General features: G+C 75.7%; 11 protein-coding genes and 1 riboswitch. Of the genes, 8 read left to right on the top strand and 3 right to left on the bottom strand.

The genetic code is table 11. The annotated features are described in order from the left end of the window. Position 1: 1 nt before the first annotated feature. Positions 2 to 1,435 carry a hypothetical protein gene (locus IF73_RS0102425; RefSeq protein WP_078867910.1) on the bottom strand — a complete coding sequence of 478 codons (1,434 nt, stop codon included), beginning with the start codon at positions 1,433 to 1,435 and terminating at the stop codon, positions 2 to 4. A gap of 110 nt (positions 1,436 to 1,545) precedes the next feature. Then, positions 1,546 to 2,655 (bottom strand): alpha/beta hydrolase, encoded by a 1,110-nt coding sequence (locus tag IF73_RS0102420; protein ID WP_031002892.1) that lies wholly within the window; start codon positions 2,653 to 2,655, stop codon positions 1,546 to 1,548. Between the two features lie 397 nt (positions 2,656 to 3,052). On the opposite strand from IF73_RS0102420, the gene IF73_RS0102415 reads away from it, so the two are divergent. From IF73_RS0102415 to IF73_RS0102385, 7 genes are all read left to right on the top strand, one after another. After that, on the top strand, positions 3,053 to 4,327 hold the full coding sequence (locus tag IF73_RS0102415) for an inorganic phosphate transporter (RefSeq protein WP_031002891.1): 1,275 nt from the start codon (positions 3,053 to 3,055) through the stop codon (positions 4,325 to 4,327). Between the two features lie 40 nt (positions 4,328 to 4,367). Beyond that, positions 4,368 to 4,589: a hypothetical protein gene (locus tag IF73_RS0102410; RefSeq protein WP_030492788.1), complete on the top strand. Its 222-nt coding sequence runs from the start codon at positions 4,368 to 4,370 to the stop codon at positions 4,587 to 4,589. A gap of 157 nt (positions 4,590 to 4,746) precedes the next feature. After that, positions 4,747 to 4,829, top strand: a riboswitch (cobalamin riboswitch). A gap of 54 nt (positions 4,830 to 4,883) precedes the next feature. Further along, positions 4,884 to 5,858, top strand: a complete 975-nt coding sequence (locus IF73_RS0102405; protein ID WP_031002890.1) for a cobalamin biosynthesis protein — start codon at positions 4,884 to 4,886, stop codon at positions 5,856 to 5,858. Continuing rightward, positions 5,855 to 7,363 (top strand): cobyric acid synthase, encoded by a 1,509-nt coding sequence (locus IF73_RS0102400; protein ID WP_031002889.1) that lies wholly within the window; start codon positions 5,855 to 5,857, stop codon positions 7,361 to 7,363. Before IF73_RS0102405 ends, IF73_RS0102400 begins: the two co-directional genes overlap by 4 nt. 130 nt (positions 7,364 to 7,493) lie before the next feature. Further along, positions 7,494 to 9,521: a putative cobaltochelatase gene (locus IF73_RS0102395; protein ID WP_031002888.1), complete on the top strand. Its 2,028-nt coding sequence runs from the start codon at positions 7,494 to 7,496 to the stop codon at positions 9,519 to 9,521. Next, positions 9,521 to 10,129 (top strand): cob(I)yrinic acid a,c-diamide adenosyltransferase, encoded by a 609-nt coding sequence (gene cobO, locus IF73_RS0102390; RefSeq protein ID WP_031002887.1) that lies wholly within the window; start codon positions 9,521 to 9,523, stop codon positions 10,127 to 10,129. Before IF73_RS0102395 ends, cobO begins: the two co-directional genes overlap by 1 nt. Next, on the top strand, positions 10,123 to 11,463 hold the full coding sequence (locus tag IF73_RS0102385) for a cobyrinate a,c-diamide synthase (RefSeq protein ID WP_031002885.1): 1,341 nt from the start codon (positions 10,123 to 10,125) through the stop codon (positions 11,461 to 11,463). The genes cobO and IF73_RS0102385 overlap by 7 nt, the downstream gene beginning before the upstream one ends. Positions 11,464 to 11,465: 2 nt before the next feature. On the opposite strand, the gene IF73_RS0102380 is transcribed toward IF73_RS0102385, so the two are convergent. Next, entirely contained in the window at positions 11,466 to 12,218 is a 753-nt protein-coding gene (locus tag IF73_RS0102380; RefSeq protein ID WP_031002883.1) for a ZIP family metal transporter, read from the bottom strand. A gap of 30 nt (positions 12,219 to 12,248) precedes the next feature. Here IF73_RS0102380 and cobC point away from each other — a divergent pair, with 30 nt between their 5' ends. Beyond that, a complete protein-coding gene (gene cobC, locus IF73_RS0102375; RefSeq protein ID WP_078867909.1) occupies positions 12,249 to 13,901 on the top strand; it encodes an Rv2231c family pyridoxal phosphate-dependent protein CobC in 1,653 nt (550 codons plus the stop codon). The last annotated feature ends 43 nt before the right edge of the window (positions 13,902 to 13,944 follow it).

The following is a 13,944-nucleotide window of genomic DNA, read 5'->3' as shown; positions in this document are numbered from 1 at the left end:
GTCAGGCGCCGCCGGTGTGGACCTGGAAGGCGGCCCGGCGGACCGCCTTCGCCAGCGCCGGGTCCGGGTGGGCGGCGGCCAGCGCCACCAGCACCTGCACGGTCCGCGGATGGCCGACGGCCCTGACCTCCTCCAGCAGCGCCGGCACCGTGCCCTGCACGGCCGAGTCCAGGTGCCGCACCAGCAGCTCGCTCTCACCGTGGTCGGCGACGGCGGCCGCGGTGTCCACCCAGAGCCAGGTCGCCTCCTCGCGGGTGAGGACCTCGGGGGCGTCGTCGGGGTCGGTGCCGTCGTACTCGGCGAGCCACAGCAGCGCGTAGGGGCGCAGCGAGGGCTCGGCGACCGCGGCGCGGACCTCCGCCTCGGCGGGGGCGCCGACCACCCGCAGCGCCTCGAAGGCGAGCCCGCGCAGCAGGGCGTCCTCGCCGCGGGCCGCGGCCAGCAGTTCGGCGACCGCGCTGGACAGGGTGCGGGCCGCGAGCCAGGCGCGGTACTCGTCGCGGGCCGGGCCCGGGGTGAGCCGGGCGCAGCCGCGGAGCATGTCGGCGGCGGACTGCTCGATGTTGCCCGCGGGGCTCTGGGCGGCCACGCAGATCTGCTCCAGCTTGACCCAGACCGCCCAGTTGCCGAGCGGGGTCAGGGTCGCGTGACGTCCCTCCGGACCGGCCGCCGGGTCCAGGGTGAGCGCGCCGACCTCCGCGAGGCCCTCCAGGGCCCAGTCGAGGAGGGCGGGCAGGCGTTCGGCGGGCGCGGGCGGGGCGGGGGCGTCGTCGCCGGGGAGCTCGCAGCGCTCCTCGCGGAGCTCGTCCACGCGCTGGCCCAGCAGGTCGAGCAGCGTCGGCACCAGGACGGGGCCCTGGGAGAGCTGGAGCAGCGACAGGACCTGCGGCACGGCCTCCACGACCTCGGCGACCGCGCCCGGCGCGACGCCCTCCGGGGAGGGGCGGACCAGCGACCAGGCGTCGAGGAGGGCGACCCAGCCGCGGAGCACCGCGGAGTCGTCCCGGTCCCACGCCTGGAGCCGCCAGCCGGGGCGGACGGTGGCGCCGTGCAGCTCGACGAGACCGGCGAGCCGGGCCCGGTCCCAGCCGGCCCGGACCCGATCCGGCGTCAGGCCGAGGTCGGCGGCGGCCCGTTCGACGGCGGCCGGGCCGTCGAGCGGGCCGGAAGCGGAGGCGGCGTCGGCGACCGCGCGGGGGCCCGCCTGCGGGCCGCGCGGCGCGGCGGCCCAGCGGGCGATCCGTACGGCGTCGGCCAGGACCAGCCGGGCCTGACGGGCCAGCTCCGCGCGGGGCGGGGTGCCCTCGGGCGGCCTCGGGGCAGGCCGGGTGCGCCGCGTCGTCGCGGCCCGTCGGGCGGTGGCCAGCGACCGCGGACGGACGAGTCGGAGTCTGGAGTTGCGCGCCAATGGTTCATCGGGCTTTCGAGACGTCACGGGGGCAGTCTTCCCGCTGACGGCCCGAAAGCCCAATCGGAATCCACCACGCCGTGACGCCCCGGTCCCCGACCGTCACCTCCGCCGCGGGGCGGCGCCGGGGGCGGGGGTCACATCAGGGGGGTGAGGTAGCGGCGGAGGGCTTCCTCGTAGCGGAGGGGGTCGGCGTTCCACATGGCCGCGTGGGGGGCCTGGCGGACCGGGAGGAGGGTGACCAGGTCGGGACGGCGGGAGGCCAGTTCGACCGAGGGCTCCCAGGGGGCGATCGTGTCGTCGGGGCCGTGGGCGAGGAGGACCGGGACGCGGAGGCCCGCCGTGTGGTCGGGGTGCGGGCCGGTCCGGCCGAGCGCGGCGCGGACCGCGAGCGGGACCAGCGGCGCGGGGACGCCGCGGGCCACCGCGAGGTTGCGGACGGTGGCCTCCCAGTCGAGGACCGGGGAGTCGAGGACGAGGCCGGCGATCCGGTCCCGCACCCCCGACTCGGCGGCGGCCCGCAGCGCCATGGTGGCGCCGGTGCCCCAGCCGTGCACGACGATCTTCTCCGCGCCGCGCCGGACCGCGTACCGCAGGACCGCGTCGACGTCCCGCCACTCGGTGTCGCCGAGCTGGGCGATGCCGTCCGCCGGCCTGGGGGCGCCGTCGTCGCCGCGGTAGGCGGGGACGAGGACGGGGACGCGGCGGCGCGCGTAGAAGGAGACGAGGTTCAGGGCGTGCTCGCGGCCGGCGCCGATGCCGTGCAGGGCGACGACCCAGGTGGCGCGGGGGCCGGTGACGAGCCAGGCGGGGAGGGGGCCGAGCTCGCCGGGGATCTCGACGTCCTCGTGCGGCAGGCCGAGCGCGGTCTCGGGGGTGCCGACGTGCAGCTGCGGGGTGAGCCGGACGCGGCTGCCGGGGCCGAGCGCGCCGCGCTCGACGCGTTCGAGACGGCGGACGACGGTGTCGGCGGTGTGCGGGACGCGGTCGAGGACCGGTCCGGTGACCGCGTGCAGGCCGGGCGCCGTCATCCCGTACGTTCCGGGGCGCAGGGAGGCGAGGCTGCGGGTGAGGGTGACCCGCTCGGGTCCCGTGGCGTGCACGGTGAGTTTGGGGTCGCCGGGGAGGGGCCGTCCGGAGGCGGCCTTGAGGGCGACGTCGCTGGCGTACCGGCCGGCCGCCACGGCGGCCGCGCCGACACCGATCAGGGTGGTGACGGCCGCTGCCGTCGCTGTAGCCGGGCGCACGTTCCCAGTCTCGGCACGGGGGCGGGGGACTGCCACCGGGGCGGGGCCGGCCGGGTGCCCCGGGCAGTGCCCGGGGAGGCGCGCGGGGTGCGCGGCGGCGCCCCTCGGGAGAGTGACATGGGTCTCCCCGGCAGGTGGCTCGTGCGGGTGAGACCGTCCAGGGGGTGAAACGCGCCGATCACGACCGATGGCGGCTTGGGCCGGGTGTGTCCCGTGCGGTCCGGGATTACCCGTGGTCGCGGGGTGACCGGATGGTGGACACGGAGGCGCCCCGGAGACGAAACGGAATCTCACAACCCCGGTTCGGGACACCGTGATGCCCCACCCAGTTCACCTTCCGTTCACTCAGGTTGCCTACGTTCGACCAGCCACTGACGTCAAACGATTGCCTGGGTAAATGGAACACATCACGCTGCTGCTCGCCATTGTGGTCGTGACAGCTCTCGTGTTCGATTTCACGAACGGTTTCCACGACACCGCGAACGCGATGGCCACGACCATCTCGACCGGTGCTCTCAAGCCCAAGACGGCGGTGGCCATGTCCGCCGTGCTGAACCTGGTCGGCGCGTTCCTGTCCGTGGAGGTCGCCAACACGATCTCCAAGGGACTGGTCAACGAGGAGGGCATCCAGCCCGAAGTGATCCTCGCCGCGCTCGTCGGCGCGATCCTCTGGAACCTGCTGACCTGGCTGGTCGGACTGCCCTCCAGCTCCTCGCACGCCCTCATGGGCGGCCTGATCGGCGCGACCGTCGCCTCGATCGGCTTCAGCGGTGTCAACGGCGACGTCGTCGTCACCAAGGTCCTCATCCCGGCGGTCGCCGCCCCGATCGTCGCCGGCGTGGCCTCGATGTTCGCGGCCCGGCTGACGTACCGGCTCGACCGGAACGCGGACGCCAAGACGACGGAGAAGGGCTACCGCGCCGGCCAGATCGCCTCCGCCGGTCTCGTCTCGCTCGCGCACGGCACCAACGACGCCCAGAAGACCATGGGCATCATCACCCTCGCCCTGGTCGCCGGCGGCGCCCTCGTCCCCGGCTCGAACCCGCCCCTGTGGGTCATCGTCTCCGCCGGCCTGGCGATCGCGCTCGGCACCTACCTCGGCGGCTGGCGCATCATCCGCACCATGGGCAAGGGCCTCACCGACCTCCAGCCGCAGCAGGGCTTCGCCGCCCAGACCAGCGCGGCCACCGTCATCCTGGCCTCCTCCAACCTCGGCTACTCCCTCTCCACCACGCACGTCTGCTCCGGCGGCGTGATGGGCGCGGGCCTGGGCCGCAAGGGCGGTGTCGTCCGCTGGTCGACCGCCACCCGCATGTTCGCCGCCTGGGGCCTGACCCTGCCGGCCGCCGGCCTGGTCGCGGCCGGGGCCGAGTTCGTGGCCCGTCAGGGCGACTGGGGCATCTACACCGTCGCCGGCTTCCTGGTCGCCTCCTGCCTCGGCATCTGGCTCTACTCCCGCCGCCAGGTGGTCGACCACACCAACGTCAACGACGACGAGCCCGGAGCGGGAGCGGACGAGCCCGCGGGCGTCGTGACCACGGCCATCGCCGCCGTCACCCCGCCGCCGGCCGGCTCCGTCGCCGCCGTCGCGGACGAGGGCCTCAAGACCACCATCCACGCGCCGGGTCCGAACGACCCCGCCGCTCCCCCGGCCCCCGCCGCCGCGGTCTGAGCCCCCTCCCGAGAACCCCCTAAGGAAACCGGAACCAGCCATGAAGATCGACTGGGCAGCTCTCGGCTCCGTCTTCGGAGTCAGCCTCGTGGCGACCGTCGCCCTCGTGGGCCTCTTCACCCTCGGGATCGTCGGCCTCGGCAAGCAGGAGAAGGCCGCCGCCGCGGGCGGCTCCGCCGTCCTGGCCCGCACCGGCGCCTACGCCTGCTTCGCGCTGTGCGCGGCGGCCGTCGCGTACGGCATCTATCTGATCGTCGCCTGACCACGACACTCCGAGGGCCGGGCCCGCACCTCTTCCGAGGGCGGGTCCGGCCCTCGTGTCTGTGGCGCTTCGCACAGTGACCCGTCGCAGGTCAAGGGTGAGTTGACGGCCCTTCGCGGGGCGTGGTGGACTGCCGGGGCCAACACGGCGGCAATGGAGAGGAAGCCCGGTGCGATTCCGGCGCGGTCCCGCCACTGTGACCGGCCCCGGCGAACGGCGGGGACCGGGAGTCAGGAACTCTCGCCGCCGGTCACGTCGACCCAGGGCGCGGACCCTGAGTGAGGACACGCCGCCATGCCCGGCCGCACCCCCGTGGCTTCCCGAGCCACCGCAGTCTTCGCGTACGGAGCGGCCGCCGGCCTCGCCGTCGACCTGGTCCTCGGCGATCCCCGCCGCGGCCACCCCGTCGCCGCCTTCGGCCGGGCCGCCGCCGCCGTCGAACGGCGGCTGTACCGCGACCACCGCGGCCGGGGCGCCCTGCACACCGCCGTCTGCGCCGGGGGCGCCGCCGCCGCCGGGGCGCTGGCCGCCCGCACGGCCCGGGGCAGCCGGGCCGCCTCCGCCGCGCTGACCGCCGCCGCCGTGTGGGCCGTCGTCGGCGGTACGACCCTGGGCCGGGAGGCCCGGGCCATCGGCGGGGCGCTCGCCGCCGGCGACCTGGAGGTCGCCCGGGAGCGGATGCCGCACCTGGTCGGGCGCGACCCGCAGGCCCTGGACGGCCCCGCGATGGCCCGCGCGGTCGTCGAGTCCGTCGCCGAGAACACCTCCGACGCCGTCGTCGGCGCCCTCGTCTGGGGCGCGGTCGCCGGCGTCCCCGGCCTGCTCGGCTTTCGGGCCGTGAACACCCTGGACGCGATGGTCGGCCACCGGTCGCCCCGGTACCGCCGCTACGGCTGGGCCTCGGCCCGCCTCGACGACCTGGCCGGCTGGCCCGGCGCCCGGCTGACCGCCGCCCTCGCGACCGTCGCGGGCGGGGACCGGCGCGGCGCCGTACGCGCCTGGCGGGCGGACGCCGGCAAGCACCCGAGCCCCAATGCCGGCCCCGTCGAGGCGGCGTTCGCGGGCGCCCTCGGGGTACGGCTCGGGGGAACGCTCTCGTACGGCGGACGGGTCGAACACCGGCCCGTCCTCAACGGCGGCGGGCGGCCCGTCGAGGTCGCCGACATCGACCGGGCCGTCCGGCTCTCCCGCCGGGTGACCTGGCTGACCCTGGCCGTCTGCGTGGGCGGCCGGCTGATCACGGACACGGTGAAGCGGAGGACGAAGTGAAGGGTGGGGGGCTGCTCGTCGCCGGGACGACCTCCGACGCGGGCAAGAGCGTCGTCACGGCGGGCATCTGCCGCTGGCTCGTCCGGCAGGGCGTCAAGGTCGCGCCGTTCAAGGGACAGAACATGTCCCTCAACTCCTTCGTGACGCGGGAGGGCGCCGAGATCGGCCGCGCCCAGGCCATGCAGGCGCAGGCCGCCCGCGTCGAGCCGACCGCGCTGATGAACCCGGTGCTGCTCAAGCCGGGCGGCGACCGGTCCAGCCAGGTCGTGCTCATGGGAAAGCCGGTCGGCGAGATGAGCGCGCGCGGCTACCACGGGGGGCGGCAGCAGACCCTCTTCGAGCCGGTGCTCGCCTGCCTGGAGGAGCTGCGGGCCACCCACGACGCGGTGATCTGCGAGGGCGCCGGCAGCCCGGCCGAGATCAACCTGCGCCGCACCGACATCGTCAACATGGGCATCGCGCGGGCCGCGCGGCTCCCGGTCGTCGTCGTCGGCGACATCGACCGGGGCGGGGTCTTCGCCCAGTTCTTCGGCACGACGGCGCTGCTCGCGCCCGAGGACCAGGAGCTGATCGCCGGGTACCTGGTGAACAAGTTCCGCGGTGACGTGACGCTCCTCGAACCGGGCCTGGACATGCTGCACGGGCTGACCGGGCGCCGGACCCTCGGGGTGCTGCCGTACGCGCACGGCCTCGGCATCGACGAGGAGGACGGGCTGCGGGTCTCGCTGCGCGGCACCGTCCGCGAGTCGGTCGTCGCGCCGCCGCTCGGCGCGGACGTGCTGCGGGTCGCGGTCTGCGCGGTACCGCTGATGTCGAACTTCACCGACGTGGACGCGCTGGCCGCCGAGCCGGGCGTGATCGTGCGGTTCGTCGACCGGCCGGAGGAGCTGGCCGACGCGGACCTGGCGGTCGTGCCGGGCACCCGGGGGACGGTCAAGGCGCTGGCGTGGCTGCGCGAGCGGGGCCTCGCGGAGGCGCTCGCCCGGCGGGCCGCCGAGGGCCGGCCGGTGCTGGGGATCTGCGGCGGCTTCCAGGCGCTCGGCGAGCACATCGAGGACGAGGTCGAGTCGAAGGCCGGCGCGGTCGAGGGGCTCGGGCTGCTGCCCGTACGCGTCCGGTTCGCACGCGAGAAGACCCTCGCGCGGCCGGTCGGCGAGGCACTCGGCGAGCGGGTCGAGGGATACGAGATCCACCACGGCGTCGCGGACGTACGCGGCGGGGAGCCCTTCCTCGACGGGTGCCGGGTCGGCGCGGTGTGGGGCACCCACTGGCACGGCTCCCTGGAGAGCGACGGCTTCCGGCGCGCCTTCCTCCGGGAGGTCGCGGCGGCGGCCGGGCGGGCCTTCGTCCCGGCCCCCGACACGTCGTTCGGCGCGCTGCGCGAGGAGCAGCTGGACCGGCTCGGCGACCTGATCGAGGAGCACGCCGACACGGACGCGCTGCTGCGGCTCATCGAGGACGGCGCGCCCAAGGGGCTGCCGTTCGTACCGCCGGGTGCGCCGTGAGGGGGGCGGGGGGCGGGGCTTACGCGCCGGCGCGCCCCCTGGTGGGCGGTTGCCCGCCGTCGGCGGCGAACGGCCGGCACTTCGAGCGCGCTGACACCGCATACACGTCTTCCCGAGGAGTGATCGCTCGATGAGCACCCGCTATCCGTTCACCGCCGTCGTCGGGATGGACGACCTGCGGCTCGCGCTGCTGCTCAACGCCGTGTCACCGGCGGTGGGCGGCGTGCTCGTCCGGGGCGAGAAGGGGACCGCCAAGTCCACCGCCGTGCGCGCGCTCGCCGAGTTGCTGCCCGCGGTGGGCGTCGTCGCCGGGTGTCGGTTCAGCTGTGATCCCGTCGCGCCCGATCCGGGCTGTCCGGACGGGCCCCACCTGGACGCGGGGGCGGACTCGCGTCCCGCGCGGATGGTGGAGCTGCCCGTGGGGGCGTCCGAGGACCGGCTCGTCGGGGCGCTCGACATCGAGCGGGCGCTCGCGGAGGGCGTGAAGGCGTTCGAGCCGGGGCTGCTCGCCGCCGCCCATCGGGGGATTCTGTACGTCGACGAGGTCAATCTGCTGTCGGATCATCTGATCGACCACCTCCTGGACGCCGCCGCCATGGGCGCCTCGCACGTCGAGCGGGAGGGCGTGTCCGTGCGGCACGCCGCGCGGTTCCTGCTCGTCGGGACGATGAACCCCGAGGAGGGCGAACTGCGGCCGCAGTTGCTCGACCGGTTCGGGCTGACCGTGGAGGTCGCCGCCTCCCGGGTGCCGGAGGAGCGGGTCGAAGTGGTGCGGCGCAGGCTCGCGTTCGAGGACGACCCGGCCGGGTTCGCCGAGCGCTGGGCCGGCGAGGAGGCCGCGCTGCGGGAGCGGATCGTCGCCGCGCGCGAGCTGCTGCCGAAGGTCGCCCTCGGGGACGCCGTGCTGCTCCAGATCGCCGCCACCTGCGCCGCGTTCGAGGTCGACGGCATGCGCGCCGACATCGTCATGGCCCGGACCGCGACCGCGCTCGCCGCGTGGGCGGGGCGGGACGAGGTGACGAGCGAGGACGTGCGGCAGGCCGCGCTGCTGGCGCTGCCTCACCGGCGGCGGCGCAATCCCTTCGACGCGCCGGGGATGGACGAGGACAAGCTCGACGAGACCCTGGAGCAGTTCAAGGGGGACGACGAGCCCGAGGACGATCCGGATCCGGGGCCGGACGGGCCGGGGGACGGTGGGCCCGGGGGCGGCGGCGTGCCACCGCAGGGCGGTGAGGGACCCGCGCCCGAGGCCGGTGACGTACCGGAGGAGGCTCCCGCGCAGGCACCGGCTCCGCAGGGCGCGGCCGGTGAGCGGGCAGCCGTGAAGGCCGGCGAGCCGTTCCGTACGAGGATGCTCAGCGTGCCCGGGCTCGGCGAGGGCGCGGCCGGGCGGCGTTCGCGGGCCCGGACCCAGAACGGGCGGACCACCGGGGCGACCCGCCCCGAGGGCGCGCTGACCAAGCTGCACCTGGCCGCGACCGTCCGGGCCGCCGCCCCGCACCAGAAGGCGCGCGGGCGGTCCGGGGCGGGGCTCGTGGTGCGCCGGGACGATCTGCGGCAGGCGGTGCGGGAGGGGCGCGAGGGGAACCTGGTGCTGTTCGTCGTGGACGCCTCCGGGTCGATGGCCGCGCGGAAGCGGATGGGCGCGGTGAAGGGCGCCGTGCTGTCGCTGCTGCTCGACGCCTACCAGCGGCGCGACAAGGTGGGCCTGGTGACCTTCCGGGGGCGCGGCGCCGAGCTGGCGCTGCCGCCGACGTCGTCCGTGGACGCCGCCGCCGCCCGGCTGGAGGAGCTGCCGACCGGTGGTCGTACGCCGCTCTCCGCCGGGCTGCTGAAGGCCCGGGACGTGCTGCGGGTGGAGCGGCTGCGGGACCCCTCGCGCCGGCCGCTGCTCGTGGTGGTGACCGACGGGCGGGCGACCGGCGGCGGGCCGGACCCGGTGGGTCTGGCCGCCCGGGCCGCGCGGCTGCACGCCGCCGACGGCACCGCGAGCGTCGTCGTGGACTGCGAGACGGGCCCGGTGCGGCTCGGTCTCGCCGGGAACCTCGCCCGCGATCTGGGCGGCACCGCCGTCACCCTGGACGAACTGCGCGCCGACGCGATCGCCGGGCTCGTACGAGAAGCACAAGTCAACCGCTCTGTCAGGAGGGCCGCTTAATGCCGCAGGGACAGCCGACCGTCGTGCCCGACGACGGTCTCACGACCCGTCAGCGCCGCAACCGGGCGCTGGTGATGGTGCACACCGGAGTCGGCAAGGGGAAGTCGACGGCCGCCTTCGGGATGGCGCTGCGCGCCTGGAACCAGGGCTGGCCGATCGGGGTGTTCCAGTTCGTGAAGTCCGCCAAGTGGAAGGTCGGCGAGGAGAACGCCCTCAAGGCGCTCGGCGAGACCGGCAAGGGCGGGACGGTCACCTGGAACAAGATGGGCGAGGGCTGGTCCTGGATCCAGCGCGAGGTCGCCGAGGGCGAGCAGTCGCACGAGGACAAGGCGCGCGAGGGCTGGGCGCAGGTCAAGCGGGACCTGGCCGAGGAGAAGTACAGGTTCTACGTCCTCGACGAGTTCGCGTACCTGCTCCACTGGGGCTGGATCGACGTCAAGGAGGTCGTCGAGGTGCTGCGGGACCGTCCCGGGCAGCAGCACGTCGTCATCACCGGGCGCAACGCGCCGCAGGAGCTGGTCGACTTCGCCGACCTCGTCACCGACATGTCCAAGGTGAAGCACCCGATGGACGCCGGTCAGAAGGGCCAGCGGGGCATCGAGTGGTAGCACGTCTCGTCATCGCGGCCCCCTCGTCGGGCGCGGGCAAGACCACGGTGGCGACCGGCCTGATGGCCGCGTTCGCCGGCCGTGGTCTGGCCGTCTCCCCGCACAAGGTGGGCCCCGACTACATCGACCCGGGCTACCACGCGCTCGCCACCGGCCGCCCGGGCCGCAACCTCGACGCGTTCATGTGCGGGACGGGGCTGGTCGCGCCGCTCTTCGCGCACGGGTCGCGCGGCTGCGACCTGGCCGTGGTCGAGGGGGTCATGGGCCTGTACGACGGGGCCGCCGACCAGGGCGAGCTGGCGTCCACCGCGCAGGTGGCGAAGCTGCTGAGGGCGCCGGTGGTGCTGGTCGTGGACGCGTCCTCGCAGTCGCGGTCGGTGGCGGCGCTGGTGCACGGCTTCGCGTCCTGGGACCCGGAGGTGCGGATCGGCGGCGTGATCCTGAACAAGGTGGCGACCGACCGGCACGAGCACCTGCTGCGGGAGGCGCTCGGGGAGTCGGGGGTGCCGGTCCTCGGCGTGCTGCGGCGGGCGCCCGCCGTGGCGACGCCGTCGCGGCACCTCGGGCTGATCCCGGTCGCCGAGCGGCAGGCGCAGGCCGTGGAGGCGGTGGCCGCGCAGGCGGAGCAGGTGCGCGCCGGGTGCGACCTGGAGGCGCTGCTCGCGCTGGCGCGGTCGGCGCCGGAGCTGGACGCCGAGGCGTGGGCGCCGCCGGTCGTGGCGCCCCGGGCGGGGCGCCGGCCGGTCGTCGCGGTGGCCGGCGGGGCCGCGTTCACCTTCTCGTACGCCGAGCACGCGGAGCTGCTGACGGCCGCCGGCGCGGAGGTGGTGACCTTCGACCCGCTGCGGGACGAGGCGCTTCCCGAGGGGACGGGCGGGCTCGTCGTCGGAGGCGGGTTCCCGGAGATGTACGCGGCCGAGCTGGCCGCCAACGAGCCGCTGCGGAAGGCCGTGGCCGCCTTCGCCGCCGGCGGGGCGCCGGTCGCCGCCGAGTGCGCCGGGCTGCTGTATCTGGCGCGGTCGCTGGACGGCACACCCATGTGCGGGGTGCTCGACGCGGACGCGCGGATGTCGGCACGGCTGACGCTGGGCTACCGGGACGCCGTGGCCGTGAGCGACAGCGTCCTCGCGCCGGCCGGGGCGCGGCTGCGCGGGCACGAGTTCCACCGGACGGTGATCGAGCCGGGCGCGGGCGCGCTCGCGGCCTGGGGGCTGCGGCAGCCGGAGACCCGGGTGGAGGGCTTCGTGCAGGGCGGGGTGCACGCGAGTTACGTGCACACGCACTGGGCGGGGTCTCCCGAGGTCGCCGCGCGGTTCGTGGGGCGCTGCGGGTGAGTTCAGCCGCCGGAGAGGCCCACCACCAGCCAGATGAAGCCGACGCCCGCGACCGTGCAGAGCAGGGTGGTGCGGGCGGGGTGGGTGTGGTGGGCCTCGGGCAGGATCTCGGCGGCGGCGAGGTAGAGCAGGGCGCCGCCGAAGAAGCCGAGATAGCTGCCGAGCAGTTCCTCCGGAAGAGTGAGCAGGGTGGCGAGGCCGGCGCCGGCGATCGGCGCGATCGCGTCGGCGAGGAGCATGGCGAGGGCCTTGCGGCGCTCGTTCCCGTAGACGCGGGTGAGCGTGTAGGTGTTGAAGCCGTCGGCGAAATCGTGGGTGACGACGGCGAGGGCGACGGTGGCGCCCATGCCGCCGCCGACCTGGAAGGCGGCGCCGAGGGCGATGCCGTCCATGAGGCTGTGCAGCACCATGGCGGCGGCGGCCACGAGGCCGACCTGCGGGGTCCGCTCGGTGGTCTTCCCGCCGGACTGCTGCCCCGTCTCGGCGCCGTGGGCTGCGCGGCGGGTGGCGAGGAGGCGTTCCACGACGTGGGCGAAGAGGAAGCCGCCGACGAAGAGCAGCAGGGCCTGGGGGACGCCGAAGACCTCCTCCCCGGCGGCCTCCAGGGCCTCGGGCAGCAGGTCGAGTCCGACGACGCCGAGCATGAGGCCGCCGGCGAGGCCGAGGACGAGGTGCCGGCGGTCGGTGACGCGCTGCGCGACCCAGCCGCCGAAGAGCGTCATGAGGAACGCGCCGAGCGCGACGAGCACAGCCATGGCCCCTTCGTAGCGGATGGGGCGCCCGGTGTGCACATCGGTGTCGGGGCCCGTTCGGGGGCGACGGAGGCCGAGGTCCTGACGCTGGTGCGGGCCGCGCTGGCGGAGCTGGACGGGGCGGGGCACGCGCGCGGGGCGGGGCTGGACGGGGTGCTGGACGGCGTGGAACTGGACGGGGCGGGGCACGCGCGCGTGGCGGGGGCCGGGCTCTCGGGGGCGTACGTGCGCGTGGTGGGGTTCGCGACGCTGGACACGCGCGTGGCGGAGCCGGGGATCGTGGCGGCGGCCGGGCGGCTCGGGGTGCCGGTGACGGGGTTCCCGGCCGGGGAGCTGGCCGGGGTGGTCGTGCCGCACCCGTCGGAGGTGCCGCTGGCGGCGACGGGGACGGCTTCGGTGGCGGAGGCGGCGGCGCTGCGGGCGGCGGGGCCGGGGGCGGTGCTGCTGGTGCCGAAGCGGAAGTCGCGGCACGTGACGTGCGCGATCGCCGGTTTCGCCCCTTTTCGCCTGCACGAAGTGACAACCATCGCACGGTTGTCGCCCTTGACGTGCGGGTACATCGCTGGCGAGCCTGGCACACCCCACATCCCCACCCCCCACACGACGGCGGACATGGACACCCACACGGACAGCCCCCACGCGGGGAGCCACCTCCACGACCTGCGTCATCACGGTGACGCCGAGGTCCGGGACGAGAAACTCATCGACCTCGCGGTCAACGTCCGCACGGCGACCCCGCCGGACTGGCTGCGGGAGCGGATCGCTCATTCGCTGGTCACCCTGGCCGCCTATCCGGACGGGCGCTCGGCGCGCGCGGCGGTGGCCGAGCGGCACGATCTGCCCACCGGGCGGGTGCTGCTGACCTCGGGCGCGGCCGAGGCGTTCGTGCTGCTCGCGCGGGCGCTGCCGGTGCGCCGGCCGGTGGTGGTGCACCCGCAGTTCACCGAGCCGGAGGCGGCGCTGCGGGACGCCGGGCACGAGGTGGGCCGGGTGCTGCTGCGCGAGGAGGACGGTTTCCGGCTGGATCCGGCGGCGGTGCCGGAGGACGCGGACCTGGTGGTGATCGGCAATCCCACCAATCCGACGTCGGTGCTGCATCCGGCGGAGACGATCACGGCGCTGGCGCGGCCGGGGCGGTACCTGGTGGTGGACGAGGCGTTCATGGACGCGGTGCCGGGCGAGCGGGAGGCGCTGGCCGGGCGGACGGACGTGCCGGGTCTGGTGGTGCTGCGGAGTCTGACGAAGACCTGGGGCCTCGCCGGGCTGCGGATCGGGTACGTGCTCGCGGAGCCGGACACGATCGGGCTCCTGGAGCGGGCGCAGCCGCTGTGGCCGGTGTCGACGCCGGCGCTGGTGGCGGCGGAGGCGTGCATGTCGCGGGCGGCGCTGGCGGAGGCGGAGCACGCGGCGCACCGGATCGGGACGGAGCGGGCTCATCTGCTGGCGGGGCTGGCGGAGTTCGACGAGGTGCGGACGGTGGCGGCGGCCGAGGGGCCGTTCGTGCTGATCCGGATCGAGGGCGCGGACGCGGTACGGGAGCGGCTGCGGCTGCTGGGGTTCGCGGCCCGGCGCGGGGACACCTTCCCGGGTCTGGACCGGCACTGGCTGCGGCTCGCGGTCCGGGACCGGGCGACGACGAATCGTTTCCTCCAGGCGCTGGACCAGGCACTGCTGCTGGGCGGCTGAGCCGTCGGCATACCCCCGCGGAGAGGGGACGGCCCGGGGCGGG

Source organism: Streptomyces sp. NRRL F-5727 (assembly GCF_000719555.1).
Classification (GTDB): domain Bacteria; phylum Actinomycetota; class Actinomycetes; order Streptomycetales; family Streptomycetaceae; genus Streptomyces.
Note: the sequence above shows the minus strand (reverse complement) of the source record. Positions and strands in the feature narration are given on the sequence as shown.